The organism is Nocardia sp. NPDC056064, assembly GCF_042266925.1.
GTDB lineage: Bacteria > Actinomycetota > Actinomycetes > Mycobacteriales > Mycobacteriaceae > Nocardia.
This window is the reverse complement of record NZ_JBHJWO010000001.1, coordinates 2,785,409-2,811,442: the sequence shown is the minus strand read 5'-3', so window position 1 is coordinate 2,811,442 and position 26,034 is coordinate 2,785,409. Positions and strand designations below refer to the sequence as shown.

Sequence of the window (26,034 nt, the reverse complement as noted above, 5' to 3'; positions counted from 1 at the left end):
GCGAGCGAGAGCGATGGTGAACGAGACGTGAGTGGCCTTCGCCTCATGGCTGTGCACGCCCACCCCGACGACGAGTCCAGCAAGGGCGCCGCGACCACGGCACGCTACGCCGCCGAAGGCGTGGACGTGCTGGTCGTGACCTTGACCGGTGGTGAGCGCGGCAGCATCCTCAACCCGGCCATGGACACCCCCGGTGTCCTGGACCGGATCGAGGAGGTGCGTCGCGAGGAGATGGCGGCGGCCGCGCACGCGCTGGGCGTGCGCCAGCAGTGGCTCGGTTTCGTCGACTCGGGTCTGCCCGAGGGCGACCCGCTGCCGCCGCTGCCCGAGGGCTGCTTCGCGCTGGTGCCGCTCGAGGAGTCCACCGAGGCGCTGGTGCGGGTCGTGCGGGAGTTCCGCCCGCACGTGATCACCACCTACGACGAGAACGGCGGCTACCCGCACCCCGACCACATCCGCTGCCACGAGGTGTCGATGGCGGCCTACGAGGCGGCGGGCGATCCCACGAAGTTCCCCGGCGCGGGTGCGCCGTGGACTCCGCTCAAGCTGTACTACGACCACGGCTTCTCGATGAAGCGGCTGGAGGCCTTCGCCGGCGAGTACGAGCGCATCGGCGAGCCGTTCCCGCTGCAGGAGTGGCTGGACCGGATGCGCGAGTACAAGCGCGACGACGCCTGGGCCAGGGTCACCACCCAGATCGAGTGCTCGAAATACTTCCCCCAGCGTGACGACGCCCTGCGCGCGCACGCGACCCAGATCGATCCCAACGGGGCGTTCTTCGCGATCCCGCTGGAATTGCAGCAGCGGCTCTGGCCGACCGAGGAGTTCGAATTGGCCAAGACGAGAGTGTCCACCGCCATCCCGGAGACCGACCTGTTCGCCGGCATCGAGGACGCCGACCGGTGATGTTGGCTCTTCTCGCTCAGAACACCCCCACCGGTCCCGAGTTCGGCAAGGCCTCGCCGCTGGGTCTGCTGATCGTGCTGGTCCTGCTGGCGGGCACGGTGCTGCTGGTCCGCTCGATGAACAAGCATCTCAAGGGACTGCCCGAGACCTTCGAGCCCGAGCATCCGGAACCGGATCAGAAGGCCGACGAGGGCACCGAGCCCGGCGCGATCCCCGCCGAGCACGAGAGCACCGACCCGCCCAAACCCGCGACCTAACCCGCCTGCGCGAAGTCGGTGACGAGCTCACCGATGATGTCGCGGGCCGCGGTGGCGTGTTCGGTGAGCGAGCGCGGCGCCCCGTTGACGCTCAGCTCGATCATGGTGTTCATCAGGCCGAACAGGACGACGAGCTGACGTAGCGCAGCCCGCCGCTCCGACGAGGTCATCTCCATGACAGTGCCATCGTGGTTGTCGCATCAAGTGTTTCGGCTACCAGTCGATCAGGTCGAGTTCGTGCAGGTGTTTGAAGACGAGCAGGGAGCCGGGGGCGACGTGGTCCATGGCGGCGTATTCGCTGACGGTGAAGTAGCGGAATTCGGCGATCTCGCCGGTGGCGTAGGGCTCACCGGTGAAGTCGGCCAGGAAACAGGTCATGTGCAGGCCGGTGTTGGTGGCGTGGCCGTAGGCCTCGGCCTCGAAGATGCCCAGTTCGGCGACATCGGCCAGTCCGACGCCGAGTTCTTCCTCGATCTCGCGATGTAGCGCCTCCAACGGGGTTTCGCCGGGATCGATCTTGCCGCCCGCCATGTAGAAGACCTCTTTGCCTTCCGGGCGCGTCTGGATCAGCCTGCGGTCGCGGACATGGGCGAGGGCGGCGGTGCGGATCATGGGGATCACTCTAGGGTGTCTGAGTCAGCCCGGGCTATCGGTGTGGCCGTGCGGGTTTCGTCTTTCAGTGCCACGCCGGAGCGGCCCAGTGCGCGGGCACCGGCGACCAGGCCCGCGATCACGCGGGCGGCGTCGGCGTAGGTGAGACCGCCCGGCGGATGGATATTGGAGACGCAATTGCGTTCGGCGTCGGTGCGGCCGGGGCGGGGGTCGTGGGTGAGGTAGATGCCGAGGCTGTCGGCCACCGAGAGGCCGGGACGTTCGCCGATGAGGACGAGCACGGTGCGCACGCCGAGGGCCGCGCCGATGTGGTCACCCAGGGCGACGCGGGCCTGGGTCGCGACGACCGGGGGCGCGAGGGTGTAGCGGTCGGCGAATTCGTCGGCGAGGGCGGCGAGCAGTCCGGCGGCGTGGTCGGTGAGGGCGCGCGCGGACAGTCCGTCGGCGAGGACGATGCCGATATCGGCGTCGTGGCGCCCGAGGCCGGACAGGTCGGCGGGCAGCCTGCCGAGGTCGGGTCTGCGCAGGTACTCGGAGCGGTCGGCGGCGCGGCTGGTCACCGTCACCGGGGTGCCCAGGCCCATGCTCGCGATCTGCGCGGTGAAGATCTCCACGTCGAGGGGGACGTGCACCGCGTCGCGGGCGGCGGCGTGGGCGGTGCGCAGGGTGAGGATGTCGGTGGTCGGGAGGGCGTCGCCGGTGCGGCCCAGGCCGATCCGGGCCTGGGTGGTTCGCCGCAGGGTCGTCCAGAAGTCGTCGGCGGGGTCCACCGGGCGAGATCCCGGCGGTGGCTCTCCGATGCGGGTCGCGTCCGCACGGGACAGCTGCTTCCGCGCGGATTCATCGACTCCGGAGGGGGTTTCGTCCGGACCGGCGGAGGCGGTGATCGCTGGTGCGGCAGCGTGATTCGATGTGCGGCCGCGCGCTGTCGGTCCGGTGCTCATCGGGTCCCCGTCAAGGCGTGCAGCGGTGAGGACAACGGTGGTACCCGCCGCATCCTGCCATCCGGGTCGAGCAGGTCGAGACCGATCAGCCAGGACTCGAATTCCGGTGCGGGACGGAGGTTTCCGATACTGCGGGCGTAGAGGGCGTCGTGGAAGCTCAGGCTCTGGTAGCCGAGCATCACATCGTCGGCGCCGGGCACCGTGATGACGAAGGCGCAGCCCGCCGCGACCAGCAGGGTGAGCAGGGTATCCATATCGTCGGAGTCGGCTTCGGCGTGATTGGTGTAGCAGATGTCGACGCCCATCGGCAGGCCGAGCAGCTTGCCGCAGAAGTGGTCCTCGAGGCCGGCACGAATGATCTGCTTGCCGTCGTAGAGGTATTCGGGCCCGATGAAACCGACCACGGTGTTGACCAGCAGCGGCTGGAGGTCGCGGGCCACCGCGTAGGCGCGGGCTTCCAGGGTCTGCTGGTCGACGGGCCGATCGCCCACGCCCAGATGGGCATTCGCGCTCAGCGCCGAACCCTGCCCGGTCTCCAGATACATCACATTGTCGCCGACGGTGCCGCGCCCGAGCGAGCGTCCGGCCTCGTTGCCCTCGCGCAGCAGCGAGATGTTCACGCCGAAACCGGTATTGGCGCCCTCGGTGCCCGCGACGGACTGGAACACCAGGTCCACCGGCGCTCCCGCCTCGATCAGCCCGATGGTGGTGGTGACGTGGGAGAGCACGCACGACTGGGTGGGGATGTCGAAGCGCAGCCGGACTTCGTCGAGCAGGCGCAACAGGTCGGCCGTTGCCTGCGGGGAGTCGGTGGCGGGGTTGACGCCGATCACCGCGTCACCGCAGCCGAGCAGCAGACCGTCGAGGGTGGCGGCGGCGATGCCGCGCGGGTCGTCGGTGGGGTGATTGGGTTGCAGGCGGGTGCTCAACCGGCCGGGTAGGCCGATCGTCGTGCGGAATCCGGCGCGCACCTCAGCGGCCTTGGCGACCGCGATGAGGTCCTGGTTGCGCATGATCTTCGAGACCGCGGCCACCATCTCTGGGGTGAGTCCCGGGGAGACCGCGGCCAGCGTCTCCGCCGCGGTCTCGGTCGCGGCGACGGCGAGCAGCCAGTCCCGCAGCCCGCCGACGGTGAGATGCGCGATCGGGGCGAAGGCGTGCCGGTCGTGGCTGTCGATGATCAGCCGGGTCACCTCGTCGGTCTCGTACGGGACCACGACCTCGTCGAGGAAGGTCCGCAACGGCACCTCGGCCAGCGCCCACTGCGCGGCCGCGCGCTCGGCGTCGGTCTCGGCCGCGCACCCGGCCAGCTGGTCGCCGCTGCGCAGCGGTGTGGCCTTGGCCAGCAGGTCGACCAGGCCGTCGAAGGTGTGGGTGGTGACCCCGGCAGAGCTGCGGTACACGGTCATCGGGTGCCGTCTCCTTTCGCGGATTTCGGGTGCTCGCCAGGCAGCGAGTGGGCCGCTGCCTGGCGTACTCGGTGCGGCTACTCCAAGTCGTGTTCGGCTTTCGCCAGGACCGCGAACTCCTCGTCCGGCGACTTCGCGACCAGGTGCTTTCGACTGTAGAGGCCGAAGTAGGCCAGGAAGGCGCAGAAGACACCGAGGGTGAACAGCGCCGCCTTCGGGTCCACCAGGAAGGTCGCCGCCACCGACACCGCCGCGATGACCAGCGCGAACGAAGTGGTCGCGATGCCGCCGGGCGTGCGGTAGGGGCGCGGCATGCGCGGTTCGCGGACCCGGAGCACGATGTGGCTCACCATCATCAGCACGTAGCTCACCGCGGCGCCGAACACGGCCATGTTCAGCAGCATCGCGCCTTCGCCGGTGAGTGAGAGGGCGAAGCCGATCAGGCCGGGCACGATCAGCGCCAATACCGGTGCCTTGCGGGAGTTGGTCACCGACAGCCTGGTCGGCAGATAGCCCGCCCGCGAGAGCGCGAAGGTCTGGCGCGAATAGGCGTAGACGATGGAGAAGAAGCTGGCCACCAGCCCGGCCAGGCCGATGTAGTTGACCACCTTGGCCGCCGGGCTGTCACCGAGCGCCTCCACCAGCGGGTTGCCCGAGGACGACGCGTCCTGGGCGCCCAGCGCGCCGGTCACCAGGACCAGCACCACCGCGCCGGTGACCACCAGCAGCAGCATGGCGACGATGATGCCCTTGGGCACGTTCTTCTCCGGCTCGGTGGCCTCTTCGGCCGCCAGCGGCACGCCTTCGATCGCGAGGAAGAACCAGATCGCGAACGGGATCGCCGCCCAGATGCCCAGGTAGCCGAAGGGCAGGAAGGCCGAGGCGCCGGTGGCTTCGGCGTCCGGGGTGATGTCGGTGAGGTTGGCGGCGTCGAACTTCCCGATCGCCGCGACCGCGAAGATCACCAGGCCCACCAGCGCGATACCGGTGATCACGAACATCGCCTTGAGCGCCTCGCCCGCACCACCCAGGTGGATGCCGATGAACAGCGCGTACACCGCCAGATACACCCACCAGCCGTCGGTGATCCCGAACAGGTTCAGCGATTCCACATAGGCGCCGATGAAGGTGGCGATGGCGGCGGGGGCGATCGCGTATTCGATGAGAATCGCTGTGCCGGTGGCGAATCCGCCCCAGGGGCCGAGGGCGCGGCGGGCGAAGGTGTAGCCGCCGCCCGCGGCGGGCAGTGCCGAGGAGAGTTCGGCCATGCCGAGGACCATGGCCAGATACATGGCGGCGATGACGATCGCGGCGATCAGCAGACCGCCGAAACCGCCCTCGGCCAAGCCGAAATTCCAGCCGGAATAGTCACCGGAGATCACATAGCTCACGCCGAGACCGGCCAGCAGCACCCAGCCCGCCGAACCGGAGCGCAGGGTGCGTTTGGCGAGATAGTCGTCGGCGGGTGTGTCCGTGGCCGTGGTGGGAATCGCGTCGGTACTCACAGGAAGGCTCCCTCATCAACAAACAAGCGCGTAGCGACGGCAACGGTGATCGTCGAGGGTTGAAGAATGGTTGATGACTGTTACGGCCGTGGATCCCACAGGTCAGCGGCGCGTATCGAGCGCCGCCGACCTGCGGAAACGGTGTGTCAGCTGGTGTTTCACCTCACTGTGGGACGGTGTCACCGGTAGGTGGCGGGGGCTGGGATTCCAGCGTGGCCACCTCGTCGTCGGTGAGCAGGCGCGAGCGGATCAGGAACCGCACGCCCTCGGGGGCTTCCAGCGAGAAACCGCTGCCCCGGCCGGGTACCACGTCGACGGTGAGATGGGTGTGCTTCCAGTATTGGAACTGGTCGGCGCTCATCCAGAACGGGGTGTCGCCCGGCAGATGGCCCAGCAGCACGTCCGAGGCGCCCACGCGGAATTCGCCGCGCGGGTAGCACATCGGGGAGCTGCCGTCGCAGCAGCCGCCGGATTGGTGGAACATGACCGGGCCGTGCTGCCCGGTCAGTTCCCGCAGCAGCGTCGCCGCCTGGTCGGTGAGGTCGACGCGCCGCACCATCAGAAGAAGCCGAGCTTCTGCGGCGAGTAGCTGACCAGCAGGTTCTTGGTCTGCTGGTAGTGCTCGAGCATCATCTTGTGGTTCTCGCGGCCGATGCCGGACTTCTTGTACCCGCCGAAGGCCGCGTGCGCGGGGTAGGCGTGGTAGCAGTTGGTCCACACCCGGCCCGCCTTGATGCCGCGGCCGAGGCGGTAGGCGGTGTTCATGTCGCGCGTCCACACGCCCGCGCCGAGGCCGTAGAGGGTATCGTTGGCGATCTTCAGTGCCTCGTCGGTGGAGTCGAAGGTGGTCACCGCGACGACCGGGCCGAAGATCTCCTCCTGGAACACGCGCATGTCGTTGCGGCCCTGGAAGATCGTCGGCTCGATGTAGTAGCCGCCGTCGAGCCCGTCGACGCTGCGCACCGCGCCGCCGGTGAGGATCTCGGCCCCTTCCTTCTTGCCGATGTCGATGTAGGACAGGATCTTCTCGAACTGGTCGTTGCTGGCCTGCGCGCCGATCATGGTGGCCTCGTCGAGCGGATCACCGCTCACGATCGCCTTGGTGCGCTCCACGCAGCGGGCCATGAACTCGTCGTAGATCGAGGACGCGATCAGCGCGCGTGAGGGACAGGTACACACCTCGCCCTGGTTGAGCGCGAACATCACGAAACCCTCGATCGCCTTGTCGAGGAAGTCGTCGTCGGCGGCCATGACATCGGGCAGGAAGATATTGGGACTCTTGCCACCCAGCTCGAGGGTCACCGGAATGATGTTCTCGCTGGCGTACTGCATGATCAACCGGCCCGTGGTGGTCTCCCCGGTGAAGGCGACCTTGGCCACGCGCGGGCTCGACGCCAGCGGCTTGCCCGCCTCCACACCGAAACCGTTGACCACGTTGAGAACTCCCGGCGGGAGTAGATCCGCGACGAGTTCGACCACCTTCATGATCGAGGCGGGCGTCTGCTCTGCGGGCTTGAGCACCACGGCATTACCGGCCGCGAGCGCGGGCGCCAGCTTCCAGGTGGCCATCAGGATCGGGAAGTTCCACGGGATGATCTGCGCGACCACGCCCAGCGGCTCGTGGAAGTGGTACGCGATGGTGTCCTTGTCGACCTCGCTGATCCCGCCCTCCTGCGCGCGCAGCACACCGGCGAAGTAGCGGAAGTGGTCGACCGCCAGCGGCAGGTCCGCGGCCAGGGTCTCGCGGACCGGCTTGCCGTTGTCCCAGGTCTCGGCCACGGCCAGCGCCTCGAGATTGGCCTCGATCCGGTCGGCGATCTTGTTCAGGATATTGGCGCGCTCGGCGGGCGAGGTCTCACCCCACGCGTCGGCGGCGCGGTGGGCGGCGTCGAGAGCCAGCTCCACATCGGCCGCGGAGGACCGCGCGATCTCACAGAACGGCTGCCCGTCCACCGGCGAGGTGTTCTCGAAATACCGCCCCTCCACCGGCGGAACCCACTTCCCGTCGATGAAATTGTCATACCGCTTGGCGTAGCTGACGACGCTGCCCTCGGCACCCGGCTTGGCATAGATCATGTGCGGAGACTCCTCGCTGATTCCGGTGAATCGTGACGCCCATCACTATCCGCCGCCAGGGTTGAGGAAAGGTTGAACCCGGACCGATCAGGCGCGAAGTGTCTCGTGGGTACTATGCGCTGTAGATCTCGAAATCGTTGCTGGGCAGGGGAACCCACGTGCGTGTAGATCCGGCGGACAAGACGGATGGCTTCAACCTCCGGGCGCGGCTCGACCGGACGCTGATCGGGGTCGACTTCCGTCGGCTGTGGCTCGCACAGGCGTTTTCGTCTTTCGGCGAGTACCTCTTTGCCAGCACGAGCACAGTATGGGTGGCGGCACGGCTGTTCCCGCACAGTCCACGGCTTCCGGCGCTGATCGGTGCGGTGATTCTTGCGGCGGCGATTCCGCGGATCGTCGTCGGGCCCCTGGCCGGGGTCTACGCGGATCGATGGCGTGCGCGCAAGACGATGATCGTCAACGATTGTCTGCGGGTCGGGCTGTTCGTGGCGCTGCTACTGGTCGTCCGGCTCGGCGGTCTGGACAACGCCGCGACCTTCGCGGCGATCGTGATCTGTGTCGTCGTGTCCGAAACGAGCGCGCAATTCTTCAACCCTTCGCGGGCCGCGATCATGCAGTTGGTCATCCCGGAGGACAGGCGTGTCGACGCGGCGAGCATGTCGATGTTCTCGCTCACCGGTGTCGCCATTGTCGCCACCGCCGCCGGGCCCGCGGTGTTCGGGCTGTTCGGTGCCCAGGTGGCCATTGCGGCCTGCGTCGCCACATACGCGGTGTCGTGCGTCATGACCGTGCGGGTGCGTGACAGCTATCGCCCCGAGCGTCGGGTCGTCGGTCGTTTCTGGCGGGACTTCGCAGATGGTGCTCGCTCGGCGTCGCAGGCGCCGACGCTGCGGGTGGTGCTGATCGGCGCGTGTTTCTACGGCGTCTCGTTGGGCATCAACAGTTCGGTACTCGCCCTGTTCGGGTTGAAGACACTGGGGTTGTCGCCGAGTCACTACGGCGTACTGGCGATGATGTTTCCCCTCGGAAACCTGATCAGTGCGGTGTGGGGGGTGCGATTGATCAAGCGGATCGGGGTGCACCGCGCCTACCTGATGGCTTTGTCGGCTCTCGGCCTCGGCTACTTCGCTTACGCCTGCGCCGGGCGGCTCGTGATCGCCTGCCTCCTGATGCTGGTGTGCGGGGTCATCTTCTCCGTCTACATCATGTGCCAGGGTCCGATTCTGCAGGCGGCGGTACCGGAGGGATACATGGGGCGGATCAGCGCGGTCTTCGGCCCGCTGGTGTCGATGACCTCGGCGGTATCGACGCTCTTCGCGTCTCAGGTACTCGCCTTCGCCGGCGCGCACGGAATCATCGCGGGGGATGGTGGTTGGTCCGACCCGTACCGACTGCTCATCATGTTCGGGGCCGCGTTCCTGCTGCTCGGTGGCGCGAGTATGTATGTCGTTCAGGCGCGCTCAGGCGCGAAGCGCGCTGTGCAGGCGGGCGGTTGCCAGCGCTCGTCGCGGATCGCGGGGCGGTAGCAGGGTCAGTGCGTGTTCGTGGATGGTGATGTCGTCGGGGGCGGCTTCGCCGTAGGTCAGGGCGTGGTCGGCGTCGGGGCTCGACAGGACGGCGTTGCGCATGGCTACGGTGAGGTGGTCGCGCCAGGCGCGGATGCCCGGGGTGTCCGAATCCGGTAGCAGGGGGCCGTGATAGCGGCGGACCGCGGTGGTCAGGTCGCCGGATTCCAGGGCGTGCAGGACGTCGACGGCGTCGCAGGACAGGGGGGTGGTGAAGCGGTAGACGCGGTTGGTGATGTCGCCGCCGGTGGCGCGGCGCAGGTAGGACATCTCCGATTTCAGGGTGCTGGCGCCGACCGCGCGGTCGCCGTAGACGGCGTAGTGCAGGCGTTCGTGGGTGTAGCCGTTGTCGTCGAGGGCGAGCAGGGTGAGGATTTCCAGCTGGCGGGGGCGCAGGCGGATCGGGAGGCCGTCGCGGAGCAGGGTGCCGCCGCCCAGGCAGGTCAGGCGCATACCGGCCGGTGCGGGTGCGGCAGCGCGCAGTTCGGCTTCGATGGCGGTGGTCAGCGAGCGCACGGTGGCCATGGCCAGCGGATGGGAGCGCTGCCAGGTGGTGGACAGGTCGAGCACGCCGAGCAGGGTGCCGTCGGCGGCGCGGATCGGCGCGCAGTAGCAGACCCAGCCGTGCAGGGCGGCCACCAGATGCTCGGCCGAGAAGACCGTGTGCGGCCGGTCGGTGCGCAGCGCCAGCGACAGCGCGTTGGTGCCCATGTGCGCCTCGTCCCAGCGGCCGCCGGGGGCGAAGTTCACCTGTTCGGCGCGCCGGCGCATGACCGGTCCGCCGTCGGTCCACAGGATGGTGCCCGAGGCGTCGGTGACCGCGGCGACGAATCCGGCGTCGGCGACGCCGCGCAACTGTTCGCGCAACTCGGTGACCGGCGCGCGCAGTGGCGAGCGCGCCCACCGCGGACCGATGTCGTCGGGTTCGCTCTCCGGCGCGCAGTCGCGGCCCGGGTCCACCGTGCGCAACGACCGCGACCAGGACTGCGCCACTTCGGTCCGCACCGCCGAACTGCCCGGCGCCGCCCCGCCCGCGGGCACCCATTGCGCCCACTCCCGTTCCAGCGCGGCTCGCTGGGCTGAGAGTGTCAGCTGCGGGGCCATCTGCGCGTCTTCCTGTTCGAGTGCACGACGAGTTCTGCACCTTCATCATGCCCCACCCCGCGCCCACTGAGCAGCGGTTTCCAGGGCGGGACCGGGCCCGCTCGTACCATGGCGGTGTGCCCGTGGAGCCGGTTCGGATCGCCGGGGCCGTGGTCGATGTCGCGGTCCCGGAGTGGTCGATGGCGGGGGTCGGGCTGGCGGGGTTCGCCGGGCGGGCGGCGACGGATATCGAGTTGCGGGTGGTGCCGTATCCGGCGGCGACAATCTTCCTCGATTTCGGGGACGGGTGGCTGGTCGACACGGAGGGCGGGGCGCAGCAGCGGGGGAGTGCGGTGGTCGGGCTCGGGGCTGCGCGGGTCACCGGGCGGGCGCGCGAGGCCGAGCTGATGCAGGTGCGGCTGTCGCCGGTGGTGGCCCATGCCGTCCTCGGTCCGCCCGAGGGCGCGCCGGTGGCCGCGCTGGACGAGGTGTGGGGCCGCGACGCCGAGCGGCTGCGGGAGCGGCTGCGCGTCGCGCCGGGATGGGACGCGCGATTCGCGATCGTGCGGGCCGAGCTGCTCCGGCGCGGGGCCGCGGGGAGCCGGGTGGACCCGGAGGTCGCTTTCGCGTGGCGCCGGATCGTGGTGTCCCAGGGCAGGATTCGGGTCGACGCGCTGGCGGGCGAGGTGGGGTGGAGCCGTAAACGGCTCTGGGCGCGGTGCAAGGCACAGCTCGGGGTGACGCCGAAGCAGGCCGCGCAACTGGTGCGCTTCGACAACGCCGCCCATCGGCTGGCCGCGGGGGACAGTCCGGCCGTGGTGTCGGCGGAGAGCGGCTACGCCGACCAGTCGCATCTGAGCCGCGCGGCCGTGTCGTTCACGGGGCTGACACCGGCGACGCTGGCGACCGCGCCGTGGCTGTCCGTCGACGATGTCGCGTGGGCGGGCCGCCCGTACGCACCCGCCGGGTGACTCCGCCGGCGGGAACATTTGTCCAATACTTCGATTCGCGCGCGGGCGATGCTGGTGCCGTGTCCGGTGACCGCGTGTCCGACGCGGCGTGATCGAGGAGGTACGGCATGAACGAGGGGACCCGCCGGGAGAAGGTGTCGCTGGGTGTGCGGTTGCTGCACGCCGTGCGGAAGGACCCGGACTGGGAGACGCTGACGGCGCAGGAACTGGCCGCTTTCGGCGCGGCCGTGAATCGCACGGCGTCGTCCCGGCCGGCCGGGCTGATCGCCGGGTTCCCGGATCGCGGCGCCACGATCACCTGGCAGGAGGTGGCCCTGCCGGATCGGGTGATCCCGGTGCGCGTCCACCGGCCAAGGCATCCGGCAGGGGAGGCGCTGCCGCTCGTGGTGCACGTCCACGGTGGCGGTTACATGGGCACCGCGGCGCAATGCGATTGGGCGAACAGTCATTTCGCCGCCCGGCTGCCCGCCGTCGTCGTCTCGGTCGAGCATCGGCTGCTGGCGCCGGACACCCCGCTGTCGGCGGCCGTCGACGACGGCTGGGATGTGCTGCGCCACGTGGTCGCCGACGCCGCGGACTGGGGGATCGACCCGGCGCGTGTCGCCGTCGCGGGCGAGAGCTGCGGTGGGCTCATCGCGGCCGTGACCGCGATCCGGGCCAGGGACGCGGGTCTGGCGGTGCGCGCCCAGATCCTGGTCAACCCGGCCGTCGACCCGACCGCGTCGATGCTCGACTACCCCTCGATGACCGACCCCGGCGACAGCCCGATGCTGACCCTCGCCCGCCTGCGCTACTTCCAGCGACTGGCCCTTCCCCCGGGCGCCGACCCGGCCGCCGTCTCGCCGATCCACGCCGACCTGCGCGACCTGGCCCCGGCCCTGGTCCTGGTCCCGACCGTCGACCCCCTGGCCGACCACGGCCGCCGCTACGCGCAGCGGCTCCAGGCCGCGGGCACCCCCGCCCTGCTCCGCGAACACCCGGGCGCCCCGCACGCCTTCATCACGCTGCCGGGGCTGGTCCGGCAGGCGAAGACCGCACGGGCCCAGATGGCCGAATTCCTCGCCGACCGGCTCGCGGCGCAGCCGGTGCCGCGGTCACTGCGCTGAGGAGCGCGGGGGGGTGCCCGCGGCCAGGGCGGGTGTGGAAGGCTGGCGGTGTGAACCGGTTGGGTAGCGCGACTTCACCGTATCTGCGTCAGCATGCCGACAACCCGGTGCATTGGCGGGAGTGGGATGCCGACGCGCTGGCCGAGGCGGCGGCGCGCGACGTGCCGATCCTGTTGTCGATCGGGTACGCCTCGTGTCACTGGTGCCACGTGATGGCCCACGAGTCGTTCGAGGACCCGGCCACCGCCGAGCTGATGAACGCCGATTTCGTCTGCGTGAAGGTCGACCGCGAGGAGCGGCCCGATCTGGACGCGGTGTACATGAACGCGACCGTCGCCATGACCGGGCAGGGCGGCTGGCCGATGACCTGCTTCCTCACCCCCGACGGCGCCCCCTTCTACTGCGGCACCTACTACCCGAAGCAGCCGCGCGGCGGGATGCCCTCGTTCACCCAGCTGCTCACCGCCATCACCGACACCTGGCGCAACCGCCGCGACGATGTGGACAAGGCCGCCGACCAGGTCACCGAGGCCCTGCGCGCGCAGGCGACCGGACTGCCCGACGCCGAGTTCGCCGTCGTCCCCGAACTTCTCGACAAGGCCGTGCTCGCCGTTGCCGCCGACGAGGACCGGACGAACGGCGGATTCGGTGGGGCGCCGAAGTTTCCGCCCTCGGCCCTGCTGGAAGGTCTGCTGCGGCACTGGGAGCGCACCGGCGACCGGTCGGTGTTCGAGCTGGTCGAGCGCACGGCCGAGGCGATGGCGCGCGGCGGCATCTACGACCAGCTGCGCGGTGGCTTCGCCCGCTACGCCGTCGACACCGCCTGGCTGATCCCGCATTTCGAGAAGATGCTCTACGACAACGCGCTGCTGCTGCGCGCCTACGCGCACCTCGCGCGCCGCGCGCCCGCCACACCGCTGGAGTCGCTGCCGCACCGGGTCGCGCGCGAGACGGTGGAGTTCCTGCTCGCCGATCTCGGGACCGCCGAGGGTGGATTCGCCTCCGCGCTCGACGCCGACACCCAGCTCGAGCCGGGTGGTCCGGGCGTGGAGGGCGCCACCTATGTGTGGACGCCGAGCGAGCTGATCGGGGAACTCGGTCCGCTCGACGGGGTCTGGGCCGCGGAGGCTTTCGGTGTCACCACGGCGGGCAACTTCGAGCAGGGCACCTCCGTGCTCACCCGGCGCAGCGATCCGGTCGACAGCGAGCAGTCGGCGCGGTTCGACCGGTTGCGCGCGCAGTTGTCGCGGGTGCGCGCGCAACGTCCGCAGCCCGCGCGCGACGACAAGGTGGTCACCGCCTGGAACGGGATGGCGATCACCGCGCTCGCCGAAGCCGGTGCGGCACTGGAGGAACCGTCGTGGGTGGCCGCTGCGGTGCGCTGCGGGCGGTTCCTGCTCGACGTGCACCTCGTCGACGGACGGCTGCGGCGGGCCTCGCTCGACGGTGTCGTCGGTACCCCGCCCGGCGTGCTCGAGGACTACGGCTGGTGCGCCACCGGACTGCTGGCGCTGTATCAGGCGACGGGCGAACCGGATTGGCTCGCCGCCGCGCAGCTCGTGCTCGACGCGGCCGTCGCCCACTTCGCCGACCCCGAGCGCCCCGGCAGCTGGTTCGACACCGCCGACGACGCCGAGACCCTGGTCGCCCGCCCCCGCGATCCGATCGACGGCGCCACCCCCTCGGGCACCTCGGTGCTGGCCGAGGCGCTGCTCACCGCGTCCGCCGTCGCCGATCCCGAAGCGGCCGTGCGGTATCGCGAACTCGCCGACCACACGCTGGCCCGCGGTGCCGTCCTGCTGGCCCGCGCGCCGCGCACCGCCGGACACTGGCTCGCCGTCGCCGAAGCCGCCGTGCGCGGTCCGATCCAGATCGCCATCGCCGCCACCGAGAAGTCCTCGGCCGCGACGGAACTCCTCGCGACCGCCCGCGCCGCCGCCCCCGGTGGCTCGATCGTCCTCGCCGCCCCGCCGGACACTGCACCCCTGCTCGCGGACCGTCCGCTGGTGAACGGCACCCCGGCGGCCTACGTCTGCCGCGGCTCGGTCTGCGACCTGCCCGTCACCGATCCGGCCGACCTGGCGACGGCACTCCAGCGATAGCCCGCCCGGTCCGCCCTCAGCGGGTCGGTGGGAGGTCTGTCCAGGTGCGGGTGCGGCCGGGGATGCCGCGCAGGCGGAGGTCTTTGTAGCGCTTCCATTTGGCGCGTTCGGCGGGGGTGGCGGCCTGGAGGAGGGCGTCGCTGACGAGGATGCGGCGCGGGGCCTCCTTGGCGACGGTGGTGAGGCGGGCGGCCTCGTTGACGGCGTCGCCGATGACGGTGAACTCCAGGCGGGTGTCGGAGCCCACGTCACCGGCGAAGACCTGGCCGCGGGCCACACCGATACCGATGTCGAGTTCTCCGGTGGCGACCACCTCGTCGCGGATGCGGCGGGCCGCGCGCAGGGCGGGGGTGGCGTCGTCGGGCAGGGCCGAGGGCGCGCCGAAGATGCACAGGGCGGCGTCACCGGCGAACTTGTTGACCAGGCCACCGTTGTCCTCGGTGGCCGCCACGACGGTGGCCAGCAGCCGGTTGAGTTTGTGCACGAACTCCACCGGCGCCATCTCCGCCGACAGTTGCACCGAGCCCGTCACATCGACGAACAGCGCCGAGACGATTCGCACGTCACCGGTGAGATCGGTGCTGCCCGCCAGCGCGCGTTCGGCCACCGTGGAACCGACGTGCCTGCCGAAGACGTCCTCGGTGTGCATCTGGTCGCGCAGCGTCGACGCCAGCTCGTTGACCGAATGTTCCAGCCGCCCGATCTCGCTGGTGCTGCCCACCGGCACCCGCACGTCGAGTTCGCCGCGGGTGATCCGGTCCAGCGCCCGGTACATCGCGCGCATCGGCGTGGCCACCGAGCGCGCGAGCAGGCCGGTCGCCAGCGCGCCGACCAGCAGCGCCACGATCGAGAACAGCCAGGCGGCCCGCACCCGGTCCGAGGCGGGACTGGACCGGTCGCTGAGGACGACGATGATGATCAGCCCGGGCAGCGCGCCCGAGACCGCCCAGGTGACCAGTACCCGCACCAGCACGGTCGAGGTGGGGTGCACGGTCGGTCCGAGCACCGCGGCCACGATCGGCACCGCGGGCCGGATCAGCCGGTCCAGGATCAGATAGCCCACACCCGCGGCCTCCAGCGCGCCGAGCGCGAAGCCCGACAGCAGCACCGGGACATTGTGATAGTCGGTGTAGTGGTCGACCAGGTAGACCGTGAGCAGGATGCCCGGTGTCCACAGCGCGATGGCGCGCACGGTGATGGCCGCGGGCAGCCGCACCAGGGCGCGCGCTTCGTCGGGGGTGGGTTTGCGGCCGTCGTCGAGCCAGCGCAGGTAGCGGCGCCGGTCCCAGAGCGCGATCGCGACGCCCGCGGTGAGCGCGACGGCCGGGTAGATCATGATCGCCACCGCGGCGCCGTGCCAGTCCTCGCCGACGCGGGTGAAGACACCGCCCGCCCAGGAGATCAGGAAGATGGCCGCGAGGCCGACCATATTGGCCGTGATGACGACAAGGGCCAGCCCCACATAGGACTGCAACGCCCAGCGGACCAGCCGTTCGAACACGCGACCCAGCGTGGCGCCCGCGGACGCCCTGGCCTCGCGAGCTGCGCTGACGGGTGACACGACTGTCCAGCATAGAAGGCGCGCGGGCGGGGGACGCGCGCACGCGCCGATTCAGCCCAGGACGACCAGCCAGATGGCCAGGTAATGACACACCGCCGCGAGCACTGTCGCGGCGTGGAAGAACTCGTGATGCCCGAAGTCCGGCCACGGATTGGGCCACTTCGTCGCGTAGAGCACGGCCCCCACGCTGTAGATGACGCCGCCGATCGCGAGCAGCACCAGCGGCAGCACGCCGACATTGCGCAGCAGTTCCGGCGCGACCGGCACGATCGCCCAGCCAAGCAGCAGATACAGCGGCACCCCCACCCAGCGGGGCGCGGTCGGCCACAGCAGTTTCAGCGCGACCCCGGCCAGCGCCCCGGCCCAGACCACGGCCAGCAGTGTGCGCCCGGTCGGCCCCGGCAGGCCGAGCAGCGCGAACGGGGTGTAGCTGCCCGCGATGAACAGGAAGATCATCGAGTGATCGGCGCGTTTCATCCGCACCCTGGCCCGCACGCTGTTCCAGGTCACCCGGTGATACACCGCGCTGATCCCGAACAGCGCGCACACCGACACCCCGTACACCAGCGTCGACCAGCCCGCCGTCGCCGACACCCCGAACCCGAAGGTCACCAGCACCGCGACGGCCACGGCGGCGATGCCCACCGCCCAGGTGTGGATCCAGCCACGGAACCGCGGTTTCACCAGCGCGACGGGCACACCGGAAACCTGCACACCCTCCACAAGGACCTCCCGAAGCCAAAACCTACGGAACCGTAAGTTACGCCGCCACGGTACGGCAGAAACCGGCGTCACCACCACAAACGTGCCAACCACCACACCCGGTCCGGCGGGTCCGCGGTGCGTCGGCGGGCCAGGCGTAGGGTGCGGGATGTGGAGTTACTCGGCCGGTTACGTGGACTGCCCTATCGCATCTACGAAGCCAGACTGTCCAAGCAGCTGGCCGGCAAGCAGCATCCCCGCCACGTCGCCGTGATGTGCGACGGCAATCGCCGCTGGGCCCGCGAGAACGGGTTCACCGATGTCAGCCACGGCCACCGCGTCGGTGCGCTCAAGATCGCCGAGCTGGTGGGCTGGTGTGCCGATCAGGGCATCGAGATGGTCACCGTGTATCTGCTGTCCACCGAGAACCTGCGCCGCGATCCCGACGAGCTCGAGACCCTGTTCGAGGTGATCACCGATGTGGTCGAGGAACTGTCGGCGCCGGAGCAGAACTGGAGCGTGCGCATCGTCGGTTCGCTCGGCGGGTTCCCCGAGCTGATCGCCAAGCGGCTGCGGGTGGCCGCCGAACGCACGAGCGGTCGCGACGGCGTGCACGTGAACGTCGCGGTCGGCTACGGCGGCAGGCAGGAGATCACCGACGCGGTGCGCTCGCTGGTGCGCGGCGAGATCGCCGCAGGCGAGTCGGGGGAGGACCTGGTGCAGGCGATCACCGTCGACGCGATCGGCCAGAACCTCTACACCTCCGGGCAGCCCGACCCGGATCTGGTCATCAGAACCTCTGGTGAGCAGCGGCTTTCGGGATTCCTGTTGTGGCAGAGCGCCTATTCGGAGATCTGGTTCACCGAGGCGTACTGGCCGGAGTTCCGGCGCGTCGACTTCCTGCGCGCCCTACGGGATTACGCCGCGCGGCACCGTCGTTTCGGCGTCTGATGTCGTAGGGGTCGCGTACTCTGCGGTCAGTGCAGCCCGAACAGCCTTCTTACATCAGCTATGAGGAATTCGGTAGGCGTTTCCTGGAATACGCCGTCTCCGAGCAGCGCATCGCCGACGCGTTCGGTGAACTCACCGGCGCCGCTTTCGATTTCGGCCCGATCGGGGTGGGGCCCGGTCGCCTGGCCAAGGTCACCGCGCAGGTGGAACTGGGCAGGCCGCGCATCCTGCGCTTCATCGACGCCCACATCTCCTTCGAACTCACCATCCCGCTGCATGTGGACCTGGTGGTCGACCTCGCGGTGGACCGGTCCCGCTTCCGCGTCGACGGCACAGTGCACCTGCACCTGACCGCGCGCACCGCCGACCCGCTGCGGGTGGTCATCGACATCGCCGAACCGCGACCGGGGGACGTGCGCGTCAATGTCGCCAGCGCCACCAAGCGCGGGCAGTTGCTGCGGGTGCTGGCCAGCGTCGATCACGAGATCCGTCGCTTCGTCGCCCGCTACATCGCCCAGGAGATCCGGAAACCCGAGATCGCCGCGGTGCGCAATATCGATGTGGCGACCAGGCTCGACGCGGCCTGGAAGTTGTAGCCGAGTAGCCCTGATCCCGGCCGCGCGCGGGCTAGGCTGCCGCGAGAAAGCGGGCCCGACGACGCGAGCGAGGGGTGAACGGTGGCAAGGACGACCAAGGCAGGGGTGGGCTGGCGCCTGGCGGTGTTCGGTGCGGTGTCGAGCGCTGTCGCGCTGGTGGCGGGGTGCGGGACCGCCGAGGACCCGGCGCCGCCGCGCCTGACACCCGCCGAGGAACAGGCGGCCGAGGGGCCGGTGTTCGCCTATCGCACGCCCGGTGAGCTGGTGGTCGTCCGCGGGGCCGACACCCTGCGCGCCCCCGGCGGCTTCGGCTATTCCTCGGCCGCGGTCGGCTTCACCCGCGACGGCCAGTACGCCTTCGCCGTGGAGACCACCAGCAAGACCCTGGTGGCGGTGGGCGTGCGCGACGGTTCGGTCTCGCGCATCGAGTGCGACTGCACCGACGCGGCCGCCCTGCGCGGCTCGGTGATCGGCTGGTGGCGCGACCCGGGCCAGGTGATGAGCATGGACCTGGCCGACACCACCCCCGCCGCGCCCGAACGCGAGGTGGAGCTGCCGTCCTCGCCGAGCCCGCTGTCGGGCGGGTCGTGGGACGGGGCCCGGCTGGTCGCCGCCACCGACGACTACCTGCTCGTGGCCCGGGTCGAGTCGCGCGGGCTGTGGTGGGAGAAGAGCCACCTGTACGCGATCGGCGCCGACGCCATCCTGCCGCTGGGCCGCGTCCCCGGGATCGACGCGGGCCTGGCCGCCGCCGCGGGACCCGACGGGCACACCTTCGTGCTGGCGGGCACCACCGCGCGCAGCGCCTCCTGCGGCATCGGCCACGTCGCGACCATCGACGTCACCACCAACGAGGTGCAGGACCTGCCGGAGCTGCCCGGCGACTGCTCCTCGGCCTACTCCCCGCGCTGGGACGCGGGCGACACCATCACCGTCGCCACCCGCAAGTGGGCCGACGTGCCTGGCGCGCCCGGCACCGTCGACCGGTTGCAGTCGGCCGCGCAGGGCTGGGCGCCGGTCGGCGAGTACCCGGTCGTCGACATGCTCCCGCGCGATCAGGAGGCGATCATCGAGGTCGTCGCCGGTGACCCGACCGACGCGCGCGACACCCCGCGCGGGGTGCTGGTCGTGCAGCGCGGGGGCGCGCGGTCGGAGCTGGCGACGCAGGTGGTCTCGCTGGGCGCGCCGACCGCCTAGCGGGTCCGCCCCGCCGCGCTGTGCCGACGTCGAGCCGGGCGCGGGCGTGCGTGCCCGGCCGCGCGCTCAGAGCTTGCGCAGGCGCAGCCGGTTGATGGTGTGGTCGGAGTCCTTGCGCAGCACCAGGGTCGCGCGCGGACGCGTCGGCAGGATGTTGTCCACCAGGTTGGGGCGGTTGGTGGAGTGCCAGATGTCGCGCGCCGCGGCGGTCGCCTGTTCGTCGCTGAATCCGGCGTAGTGGTGGAAGTGCGCGTCGGGGTCGGCGAAGCCGGTCTTGCGCAGCGCGAGAAAGCGCTGCACGTACCAGTTCTCGATGTCCTCGATGCGCGCGTCGACGTAGATGGAGAAGTCGAACAGGTCCGAGACCATCAGCCGCGGGCCGGTCTGCAGCACATTGAGACCCTCGACGATGAGGATGTCGGGCTGGCGCACACAGTGCTGTTCGTCGGGCACGATGTCGTAGGAGACGTGCGAATACACCGGCGCGCAGGCCACTTCCGCGCCCGACTTCACCTCGGTGACGAAGCGCAGCAGCTTGCGCCGGTCGTAGCTCTCCGGGAAACCCTTGCGGTGCATGATGCCCCGGCGGGTGAGTTCGGCGGTGGGATAGAGGAATCCGTCGGTGGTCACCAGGTCGACGCGCGGGTGGTGATCCCAGCGGGCCAGCAGCGCCTGCAGCACGCGCGCGGTGGTCGACTTGCCGACCGCCACACTGCCCGCCACCCCGATCACGAACGGCACCTGCTTGTCGGGGTGCTTCTCCCCGAGGAAGGTCGCCGTCGCCGCGAACAGCCGCTGGCGGGCCGCGACCTGCAGGTGGATCAACCGGGCCAGCGGCAGGTAGACCTCGGCCACTTCCTCCAGATCGATCTGCTCACCGAGACCGCGTAGGCCGGTCAGTTCCTCCTCGGTCAGGACCAGGGGAGTCGACTTGCGCAGGGTGCGCCACTGCTTCCGGTCGAACTCCACATACGGGCTCGGCTCGCTGATCCGTGCCACCTACCCGACGCTCCGTCCGGGCGCGTCCGCACAGCTGGGCTGCCCGTCGGGTGAGATCCGGGATAACTCTGACCGCATAGCGCGATTGTGCTCCGTATCAGCCATCCGTGCGCAACAGGGGGTTTGGCTACTGGTCGGTAACGAGTAACAACACCGAGGTAGGGCCCGCTTTTCCGATTCACCCCGTAAGGTCGTCGCGTATGGGGTCATTTCCACTCGTCACTGAATACCTGCGGCTCGGACTGGCTTTCGACCGGCTCGAGGACGGCTTCGTCGACGCCTACACCGGCGACCCGCAGCTGCGCCGCGACAGCGAGAACGCGCCCGCCCCGGAACCCGCCGAGCTGATCCGCCGCGCCGTCGAGCTGCGCGCGGCCCTGCCCGAGGCCGGGCTCTCGGCGCGGCGCACCGAGTTCCTCGACGCGCACCTGGTGGCGATGGAGTGCTCGGCGCGCAAGTTCGCCGGCGAGCGGATCGGCTTCGTCGACGAGGTGCGCGCCTACTTCGACGTCGACATCGCCCCCGGCGACCCCGACGACTACCGCGAGGCGCACCGCCTGATGGACGAGGTCATCGGCGGCGATGGCTCGCTGGCCGAGCGTGTGTCCGCCTACCGGCGCGGCGACGAGATCCCGCCGGAGAAGCTGGCCACCTGCGTCGAGGCGTTCTCCAGCGCCCTGCGTGAGCGGGTGCGCGAGCGCTACCCGCTGCCCGAGCACGAGACCGTCACCTACGAGGTGGTCGGCGACAAGCCGTGGTCGGGTTTCAACTACTACCTGGGCAATTTCCACTCCAAGGTCGCCATCAACTCCGACCTCAAACAGCACATGGCCCACCTGCCCGCGCTGATCGCCCACGAGGCGTACCCGGGCCATCACACCGAGCACTGCCGTAAGGAGGCCGGGCTGGTCGCGGCGGGCGAGGAGGAGCAGACGCTGTTCCTGGTGAACACCCCGCAGTGCCTGATGGCCGAGGGGCTGGCCGATCTGGCGTTGCAGTCGATCATCGGGCCCGGCTGGGGTACCTGGGCGCAGGAGATCTACGCCGATCTGGGCCTGCGCTTCGACGGCGAACGCGCCGAGCGCTTCGCCACCGCCTCGGCGAAACTGCTCGGCGTGCGCCAGGACGCCGCGCTGCTGCTGCACGATCAGCACCGTGGCGAGGACGAGGTGGCGGCGTTCCTGCAGCGCTGGAGCCTGGCCACCCCCGAGCGGGCGCGTCAGGCGCTGCGGTTCCTGTCCTCGCCGCTGTGGCGCGCCTACATCAGCACCTATGTCGAGGGGTACCGGTTGCTCGGCGGCTGGCTCGACGACGCCGCCGACGCGCAGGACCGCGTCGAGCGGTTCGGCCGCCTGCTCGACGAGCCGCTCACCCCGGGCGCGATCCGGCGGATGGGCGCACCCGCCTGACCGCGTCGCGGGGGTGTGACCTGCATCTCCCGACTCGCGCGCGGGCCGGGGTTGCGCTATCCCCGTGCTCGGGTGCCCGCGCGCGGGCCATAGACTGAGGGTCGTGACGCAGACGACCGCTTCGGTGAATACCCAGTCTCTCGGTGAGCTCGATCCCGAGTTGGCCGCCGCGATGGCGGGCGAGCTCGCCCGCGAGCGCGACACCCTCGAGATGATCGCTTCGGAGAACTTCGTGCCCCGCGCGGTCCTGCAGGCGCAGGGTTCCGTGTTGACCAACAAGTACGCCGAGGGCTACCCCGGCCGCCGCTACTACGGTGGCTGCGAAGCCGTGGACGTGGTCGAGACGCTGGCTCGTGATCGGGCCAAGGAACTGTTCGGTGCCGAGTTCGCCAATGTCCAGCCGCATTCGGGGGCCCAGGCCAACGCGGCGGTGTTGATGGCGTTGATGAACCCCGGCGAGACCCTGCTCGGCCTCGACCTCGCGCACGGTGGCCACCTCACCCACGGCATGCGCCTGAACTTCTCCGGCAAGCTCTACGACGTCCACTCCTACGGGGTGTCTAAGGAAGATCACCGTATCGACATGGACGAGGTGCGTGACATCGCCCTGAAGTCGAAGCCGAAGGTGATCGTGGCCGGTTGGTCGGCCTACCCGCGTCACCAGGACTTCGCGAAGTTCCGTGAGATCGCCGACGAGGTCGGTGCCTACCTGTGGGTCGACATGGCGCACTTCGCCGGTCTGGTCGCCGCGGGTCTGCACCCCTCGCCGGTGCCGTATGCCGATGTGGTGTCCTCGACCGTGCACAAGACCCTCGGTGGTCCGCGTTCGGGGTTGATTCTGGCCAAGCAGGAGTTCGCGAAGAAGCTGAACTCGGCGGTGTTCCCGGGTCAGCAGGGTGGCCCGCTCATGCATGTGATCGCGGCGAAGGCGGCGGCGTTCAAGATCGCCGCGTCGGAGGAGTTCAAGGATCGTCAGCAGCGCACGCTGTCGGGTTCGCGGATCCTGGCCGAGCGCCTGACCGGCGCCGATGTCAAGGACAAGGGCATCTCGGTGCTTACCGGCGGCACCGACGTGCACCTGGTCCTGGTCGACCTGCGCAACTCCGAACTCGACGGCCAGCAGGCCGAAGACCTCCTGCACGAGGTCGGCATCACCGTCAACCGCAACGCGGTCCCCTTCGACCCGCGCCCCCCGATGGTCACCTCCGGCCTGCGCATCGGCACCGCCGCCCTGGCCACCCGCGGCTTCGGCGACACCGAATTCACCGAGGTCGCCGACATCATCGCCGCCGCCCTCGCCGGCACGGCGGATGTGGATTCGCTGCGTGGTCGGGTCTCCAAGCTCGCCCAGAGTGTCCCGCTGTACCAGGGCCTCGAAGACTGGCGCCTCCTCGGCTGATCCCAGAGTCATTCTTCATCGGCCCCTGCCTGATTCGATCAGGCGGGGGCCGACGCGTCTCCAGGCAACGGCCTGGACACAAATTCCTCCCACTATGACGCAATGCGTTATAGTTGCGTAGTGATCCAGTCGCTCAGGGGCAAGGAGGCTCAGAAGCTATGGACCGAGAGATCAGCGCCCAAACTTGGCAGTGTTCAAAAGGTGGCGTTGAGGAAGTTGACGATGCTGCACGCCGCAACGCAGTTGGATGACCTTCGCGCGCCACCGGCCAATCGGCTGGAGAAGCTCAAAGGTGACCGCGAGGGTCAGCACAGCATCCGGATCAACGACCAATGGCGGATCTGCTTCGTCTGGGAATCGGCTGGGCCGCGTGACGTAGAGATCGTCGACTATCACTGAAAGGGAGGGTCAATGGCCACGACAACTCCGCTGCCCCCGACTTCTCCCGGCGAGGTACTCGCCGAAGAGTTCATGGAGCCGTTGGGCATCAGCCAGAACGCCCTCGCGCGAGCTCTGGGCGTTCCCCCGCGTCGGATCAATCAGATCGTTCACGGCCAGCGGGCGGTGACGCCGCGCACCGCGCTGCTGCTGGCCAAGTACCTCGGAACCACACCGGAGTTCTGGATCAACCTCCAGACACACTTCGACCTGGTTCGGGAGCGTGAGAACATCAGCGCCGAGCTTGCCCGGATCATTCCTCGCCGGCAGATTGCCTGCTAGTCGTTCGGTGGCGACCTCACCTCGTTCGATCTGAGAGACGCGTCCAGGGCTCACGCCCATGATCTCAAACCTTCAGGCACATTTCGATCGGGTCATCGAGCGTGAGGATATCGACGACCAGCTGGCCCGGATCGATCCTCGGAGGGCTGGTGGCTGCTCCATGCGCCACTGAACGCGGCATCACTGGTGTGGACTACGTCCTCGAGTCGGTGATGAAGTCGCGGTTCAAATCGAGCAGGACGTGGTCGGCGGTGAGTAGCCGCAAGCCTTCACAGCGGGCTTGGGAGACGATCAAACGGTCGAAGGGATCGTGTTTGGCCAGCTCCGGGAACTCCCCCAGGCCCTCCGCGTGTTCGCTGGTGACGTCCAGAACGCTCAAGCCCTGGGCGGTCAGGAGCTCCGTGAACGCGGTGGGGATGACGAGTTTGCCCAGCATCGACTTGATCGTCAGCTCCCACACCGTCGCGGCGGAGACGTAGACCTCGGTGGTCGAGGTGATCGATCGCCGGGCGAGCTCGCCCAAGCGTGGGTTGTCATCCAATGTCCAGAGCGCGGTTTGGCTGTCAAGAAGAAGCATCGGCGTCGTCTCCGTAGAACATCCGCTGGATGTCGGGATCGACGTCGAAATCCGCGTCGCTGTAAGCGAGTCTGCCCTTCAATCCACCGATCGTGACCGGCGCGCTGCGATGCGGCACGAGATCGGCGATAGGTTGACCCGCCTTGGAAATCACGATCCGCTCACCTTTGGACACTCGCTCGAGTAGTCGCGAAAGGTGTGTCTTCGCTTCGTGGATGTTGACAGTCGCCATCCCTTCACTCTACGTGACTTAGTCCGACTTAGTCCATGATGGCGGTGTGCACCGCGCTGTGAATCTCGTCGTCAGAAATCGCGTGGTCGAAAGCCATAAGGCCGGGCTCTTGCCGCGCCGTGACGCCCAGCGAGCCGGTACCTCGCGGGGCGTCACGGGCGCGGGCCGGTCAGGCCACCAGGGGCTTGAGGGCCTGGCCTGCCAGGTCGAGGGTGCCGGGTTCGTGGCCGTTGGCGACCATGTTGACGATGACGCCGTCGATGCCGTGGTCGAGGACTCGGGTCTGGATCTGTTCGGCGACTTCGTCGGGGGTGCCGGCGAATTGGCGGTCGGCGATGGTGGTGCGGCGTTCGGCTTCGGTGAGGGTGGACAGGTCGATGCCCTGGCGGGCGAGGATGTCGGCCTGGATTTTGCGGGCGCGGTCGCCGTCGGAGTCGACGATGACGAAGGCCAGGAAGCTGGTGTCGAGGGTGGCGGGGTCGCGGTTCGCCTCGGCGCAGCGCTGGTGCAGTGCCTCGACCTTGCCGGGCAGTTCGGAGGCGTTGCAGATGATGTTGAGGTGGTCGGCGAACTGCGCGGCCAGCCGGAAGGTCTTCTTCTCGCCACCGCCACCGAGCAGGATCGGCAGGTCGTCGCGGATGCGCGGCTCGTTGATGGCGTTCTCCGTGCGATACCACTTGCCGGTGAAGGTGGGTCGCTCACCGCGCAGCATGGGTGTGATGATCTGGAGTGCTTCGTCGAGCCGCTCGAAACGTTCGGTGAAGGTGCCGAATTCGAAGCCGTACTGCTGGTGCTCGAGCTCGAACCAGCCCGCCCCGATGCCGAGCACCGCGCGCCCGCCGCTCACCACATCGAGGGTGCTGACGGTCTTGGCCAGCAGTGCCGGATTGCGGTAGGTGTTGCCGGTGACCAAGGCCGACAACTGGATTCGCTCGGTCGCCGTCGCCAGCCCGGACAGCGCCGAGTACGCCTCCAGCATCGGCTCGTCCGGCGCGCCGAGCAGCGGCAGTTGATAGAAGTGGTCCATGACGAACGCGGCGTCGAACCCCGCCGCCTCCGCCGCCCTGGCCTGCGCGATCACGGTCGGAAACAACTCCCGCACCGACGCGGTGTTGCTGAAGGTGGGCATCTGATATCCGAGGCGAATGCTCATGC

At 69.4% G+C, this 26,034-nt stretch carries 27 protein-coding genes; 13 read left to right on the top strand and 14 right to left on the bottom strand.

Annotated features, from left to right (window positions below):
- Positions 1 to 45 precede the first annotated feature (45 nt).
- Together mca and ACFC06_RS12905 are read left to right on the top strand one after the other, a co-directional pair.
- The gene (gene mca / locus ACFC06_RS12910; protein ID WP_375929926.1) at positions 46 to 906 is read left to right on the top strand and encodes a mycothiol conjugate amidase Mca; all 861 of its coding nucleotides are present in this window, start codon (positions 46 to 48) and stop codon (positions 904 to 906) included.
- Positions 906 to 1,163, top strand: a complete 258-nt coding sequence (locus ACFC06_RS12905; RefSeq protein WP_375935448.1) for a hypothetical protein — start codon at positions 906 to 908, stop codon at positions 1,161 to 1,163. The genes mca and ACFC06_RS12905 overlap by 1 nt, the downstream gene beginning before the upstream one ends.
- Here ACFC06_RS12905 and ACFC06_RS12900 read toward each other — a convergent pair.
- From ACFC06_RS12900 to adh, 7 genes are all read right to left on the bottom strand, one after another.
- Entirely contained in the window at positions 1,160 to 1,333 is a 174-nt protein-coding gene (locus ACFC06_RS12900) for a hypothetical protein (protein ID WP_278261234.1), read from the bottom strand. The genes ACFC06_RS12905 and ACFC06_RS12900 overlap by 4 nt on opposite strands.
- Before the next feature lie 43 nt (positions 1,334 to 1,376).
- The gene (locus ACFC06_RS12895; RefSeq protein ID WP_375929925.1) at positions 1,377 to 1,775 is read right to left on the bottom strand and encodes an NUDIX domain-containing protein; all 399 of its coding nucleotides are present in this window, start codon (positions 1,773 to 1,775) and stop codon (positions 1,377 to 1,379) included.
- Between the two features lie 5 nt (positions 1,776 to 1,780).
- Positions 1,781 to 2,545 (bottom strand): ethanolamine ammonia-lyase subunit EutC, encoded by a 765-nt coding sequence (eutC, locus tag ACFC06_RS12890; protein ID WP_375929924.1) that lies wholly within the window; start codon positions 2,543 to 2,545, stop codon positions 1,781 to 1,783.
- 170 nt (positions 2,546 to 2,715) lie between these two features.
- Positions 2,716 to 4,128: an ethanolamine ammonia-lyase subunit EutB gene (locus ACFC06_RS12885; RefSeq protein ID WP_375929923.1), complete on the bottom strand. Its 1,413-nt coding sequence runs from the start codon at positions 4,126 to 4,128 to the stop codon at positions 2,716 to 2,718.
- 77 nt (positions 4,129 to 4,205) lie between these two features.
- Entirely contained in the window at positions 4,206 to 5,633 is a 1,428-nt protein-coding gene (gene eat / locus ACFC06_RS12880) for an ethanolamine permease (RefSeq protein WP_375929922.1), read from the bottom strand.
- 163 nt (positions 5,634 to 5,796) lie between these two features.
- Positions 5,797 to 6,192, bottom strand: coding sequence for a DUF779 domain-containing protein (locus ACFC06_RS12875; protein ID WP_375929921.1), 396 nt, complete (start codon positions 6,190 to 6,192; stop codon positions 5,797 to 5,799).
- Positions 6,192 to 7,709 carry an aldehyde dehydrogenase gene (adh, locus tag ACFC06_RS12870; RefSeq protein ID WP_375929920.1) on the bottom strand — a complete coding sequence of 506 codons (1,518 nt, stop codon included), beginning with the start codon at positions 7,707 to 7,709 and terminating at the stop codon, positions 6,192 to 6,194. Before adh ends, ACFC06_RS12875 begins: the two co-directional genes overlap by 1 nt.
- 158 nt (positions 7,710 to 7,867) lie before the next feature.
- Here adh and ACFC06_RS12865 point away from each other — a divergent pair, with 158 nt between their 5' ends.
- Positions 7,868 to 9,235 (top strand): MFS transporter, encoded by a 1,368-nt coding sequence (locus ACFC06_RS12865; RefSeq protein WP_375929919.1) that lies wholly within the window; start codon positions 7,868 to 7,870, stop codon positions 9,233 to 9,235.
- On the opposite strand, the gene ACFC06_RS12860 is transcribed toward ACFC06_RS12865, so the two are convergent.
- Positions 9,170 to 10,378, bottom strand: a complete 1,209-nt coding sequence (locus ACFC06_RS12860) for a GAF domain-containing protein (RefSeq protein ID WP_375929918.1) — start codon at positions 10,376 to 10,378, stop codon at positions 9,170 to 9,172. The genes ACFC06_RS12865 and ACFC06_RS12860 overlap by 66 nt on opposite strands.
- 116 nt (positions 10,379 to 10,494) lie before the next feature.
- Here ACFC06_RS12860 and ACFC06_RS12855 point away from each other — a divergent pair, with 116 nt between their 5' ends.
- From ACFC06_RS12855 to ACFC06_RS12845, 3 genes are all read left to right on the top strand, one after another.
- Entirely contained in the window at positions 10,495 to 11,328 is an 834-nt protein-coding gene (locus ACFC06_RS12855) for a helix-turn-helix domain-containing protein (RefSeq protein WP_375929917.1), read from the top strand.
- A 107-nt stretch (positions 11,329 to 11,435) separates the two neighbouring features.
- The gene (locus ACFC06_RS12850; protein ID WP_375929916.1) at positions 11,436 to 12,434 is read left to right on the top strand and encodes an alpha/beta hydrolase; all 999 of its coding nucleotides are present in this window, start codon (positions 11,436 to 11,438) and stop codon (positions 12,432 to 12,434) included.
- Between the two features lie 50 nt (positions 12,435 to 12,484).
- Positions 12,485 to 14,536, top strand: a complete 2,052-nt coding sequence (locus ACFC06_RS12845; RefSeq protein WP_375929915.1) for a thioredoxin domain-containing protein — start codon at positions 12,485 to 12,487, stop codon at positions 14,534 to 14,536.
- Positions 14,537 to 14,552: 16 nt separating this feature from the next.
- Here the strand turns inward: ACFC06_RS12845 and ACFC06_RS12840 are convergent, their stop codons facing one another.
- Together ACFC06_RS12840 and ACFC06_RS12835 are read right to left on the bottom strand one after the other, a co-directional pair.
- Positions 14,553 to 16,097 carry an adenylate/guanylate cyclase domain-containing protein gene (locus ACFC06_RS12840; RefSeq protein WP_375929914.1) on the bottom strand — a complete coding sequence of 515 codons (1,545 nt, stop codon included), beginning with the start codon at positions 16,095 to 16,097 and terminating at the stop codon, positions 14,553 to 14,555.
- A gap of 51 nt (positions 16,098 to 16,148) precedes the next feature.
- Positions 16,149 to 16,811 (bottom strand): hemolysin III family protein, encoded by a 663-nt coding sequence (locus ACFC06_RS12835; RefSeq protein WP_375929913.1) that lies wholly within the window; start codon positions 16,809 to 16,811, stop codon positions 16,149 to 16,151.
- Between the two features lie 150 nt (positions 16,812 to 16,961).
- Here ACFC06_RS12835 and ACFC06_RS12830 point away from each other — a divergent pair, with 150 nt between their 5' ends.
- The 3 genes from ACFC06_RS12830 to ACFC06_RS12820 all read left to right on the top strand — a co-directional run bounded on the left by ACFC06_RS12830 (position 16,962) and on the right by ACFC06_RS12820 (position 19,543).
- The gene (locus tag ACFC06_RS12830) at positions 16,962 to 17,750 is read left to right on the top strand and encodes an isoprenyl transferase (protein ID WP_375929912.1); all 789 of its coding nucleotides are present in this window, start codon (positions 16,962 to 16,964) and stop codon (positions 17,748 to 17,750) included.
- A 29-nt stretch (positions 17,751 to 17,779) separates the two neighbouring features.
- Positions 17,780 to 18,346: a hypothetical protein gene (locus ACFC06_RS12825; RefSeq protein ID WP_278261213.1), complete on the top strand. Its 567-nt coding sequence runs from the start codon at positions 17,780 to 17,782 to the stop codon at positions 18,344 to 18,346.
- A gap of 81 nt (positions 18,347 to 18,427) precedes the next feature.
- Complete coding sequence (locus ACFC06_RS12820; RefSeq protein WP_375929911.1) at positions 18,428 to 19,543, top strand: hypothetical protein; 1,116 nt, start codon at positions 18,428 to 18,430, stop codon at positions 19,541 to 19,543.
- 66 nt (positions 19,544 to 19,609) lie between these two features.
- Here the strand turns inward: ACFC06_RS12820 and coaA are convergent, their stop codons facing one another.
- Positions 19,610 to 20,542 (bottom strand): type I pantothenate kinase, encoded by a 933-nt coding sequence (coaA, locus tag ACFC06_RS12815; RefSeq protein ID WP_278261211.1) that lies wholly within the window; start codon positions 20,540 to 20,542, stop codon positions 19,610 to 19,612.
- A 200-nt stretch (positions 20,543 to 20,742) separates the two neighbouring features.
- Here coaA and ACFC06_RS12810 point away from each other — a divergent pair, with 200 nt between their 5' ends.
- From ACFC06_RS12810 to ACFC06_RS12795, 4 genes are all read left to right on the top strand, one after another.
- Positions 20,743 to 21,951 carry a DUF885 domain-containing protein gene (locus ACFC06_RS12810; RefSeq protein WP_375929910.1) on the top strand — a complete coding sequence of 403 codons (1,209 nt, stop codon included), beginning with the start codon at positions 20,743 to 20,745 and terminating at the stop codon, positions 21,949 to 21,951.
- Positions 21,952 to 22,054: 103 nt separating this feature from the next.
- A complete protein-coding gene (glyA, locus tag ACFC06_RS12805; protein WP_375929909.1) occupies positions 22,055 to 23,350 on the top strand; it encodes a serine hydroxymethyltransferase in 1,296 nt (431 codons plus the stop codon).
- A gap of 120 nt (positions 23,351 to 23,470) precedes the next feature.
- Positions 23,471 to 23,749: a type II toxin-antitoxin system RelE/ParE family toxin gene (locus tag ACFC06_RS12800; protein ID WP_375929908.1), complete on the top strand. Its 279-nt coding sequence runs from the start codon at positions 23,471 to 23,473 to the stop codon at positions 23,747 to 23,749.
- Between the two features lie 12 nt (positions 23,750 to 23,761).
- Complete coding sequence (locus ACFC06_RS12795; protein WP_375929907.1) at positions 23,762 to 24,070, top strand: HigA family addiction module antitoxin; 309 nt, start codon at positions 23,762 to 23,764, stop codon at positions 24,068 to 24,070.
- A 193-nt stretch (positions 24,071 to 24,263) separates the two neighbouring features.
- On the opposite strand, the gene ACFC06_RS12790 is transcribed toward ACFC06_RS12795, so the two are convergent.
- The 3 genes from ACFC06_RS12790 to ACFC06_RS12780 form a co-directional block, all read right to left on the bottom strand.
- Complete coding sequence (locus ACFC06_RS12790) at positions 24,264 to 24,647, bottom strand: type II toxin-antitoxin system VapC family toxin (RefSeq protein WP_375929906.1); 384 nt, start codon at positions 24,645 to 24,647, stop codon at positions 24,264 to 24,266.
- Positions 24,634 to 24,879: a type II toxin-antitoxin system Phd/YefM family antitoxin gene (locus ACFC06_RS12785; RefSeq protein ID WP_375929905.1), complete on the bottom strand. Its 246-nt coding sequence runs from the start codon at positions 24,877 to 24,879 to the stop codon at positions 24,634 to 24,636. The genes ACFC06_RS12790 and ACFC06_RS12785 overlap by 14 nt, the downstream gene beginning before the upstream one ends.
- Positions 24,880 to 25,048: 169 nt before the next feature.
- Positions 25,049 to 26,032, bottom strand: coding sequence for an LLM class F420-dependent oxidoreductase (locus ACFC06_RS12780; RefSeq protein WP_375929904.1), 984 nt, complete (start codon positions 26,030 to 26,032; stop codon positions 25,049 to 25,051).
- Positions 26,033 to 26,034 lie beyond the last annotated feature (2 nt).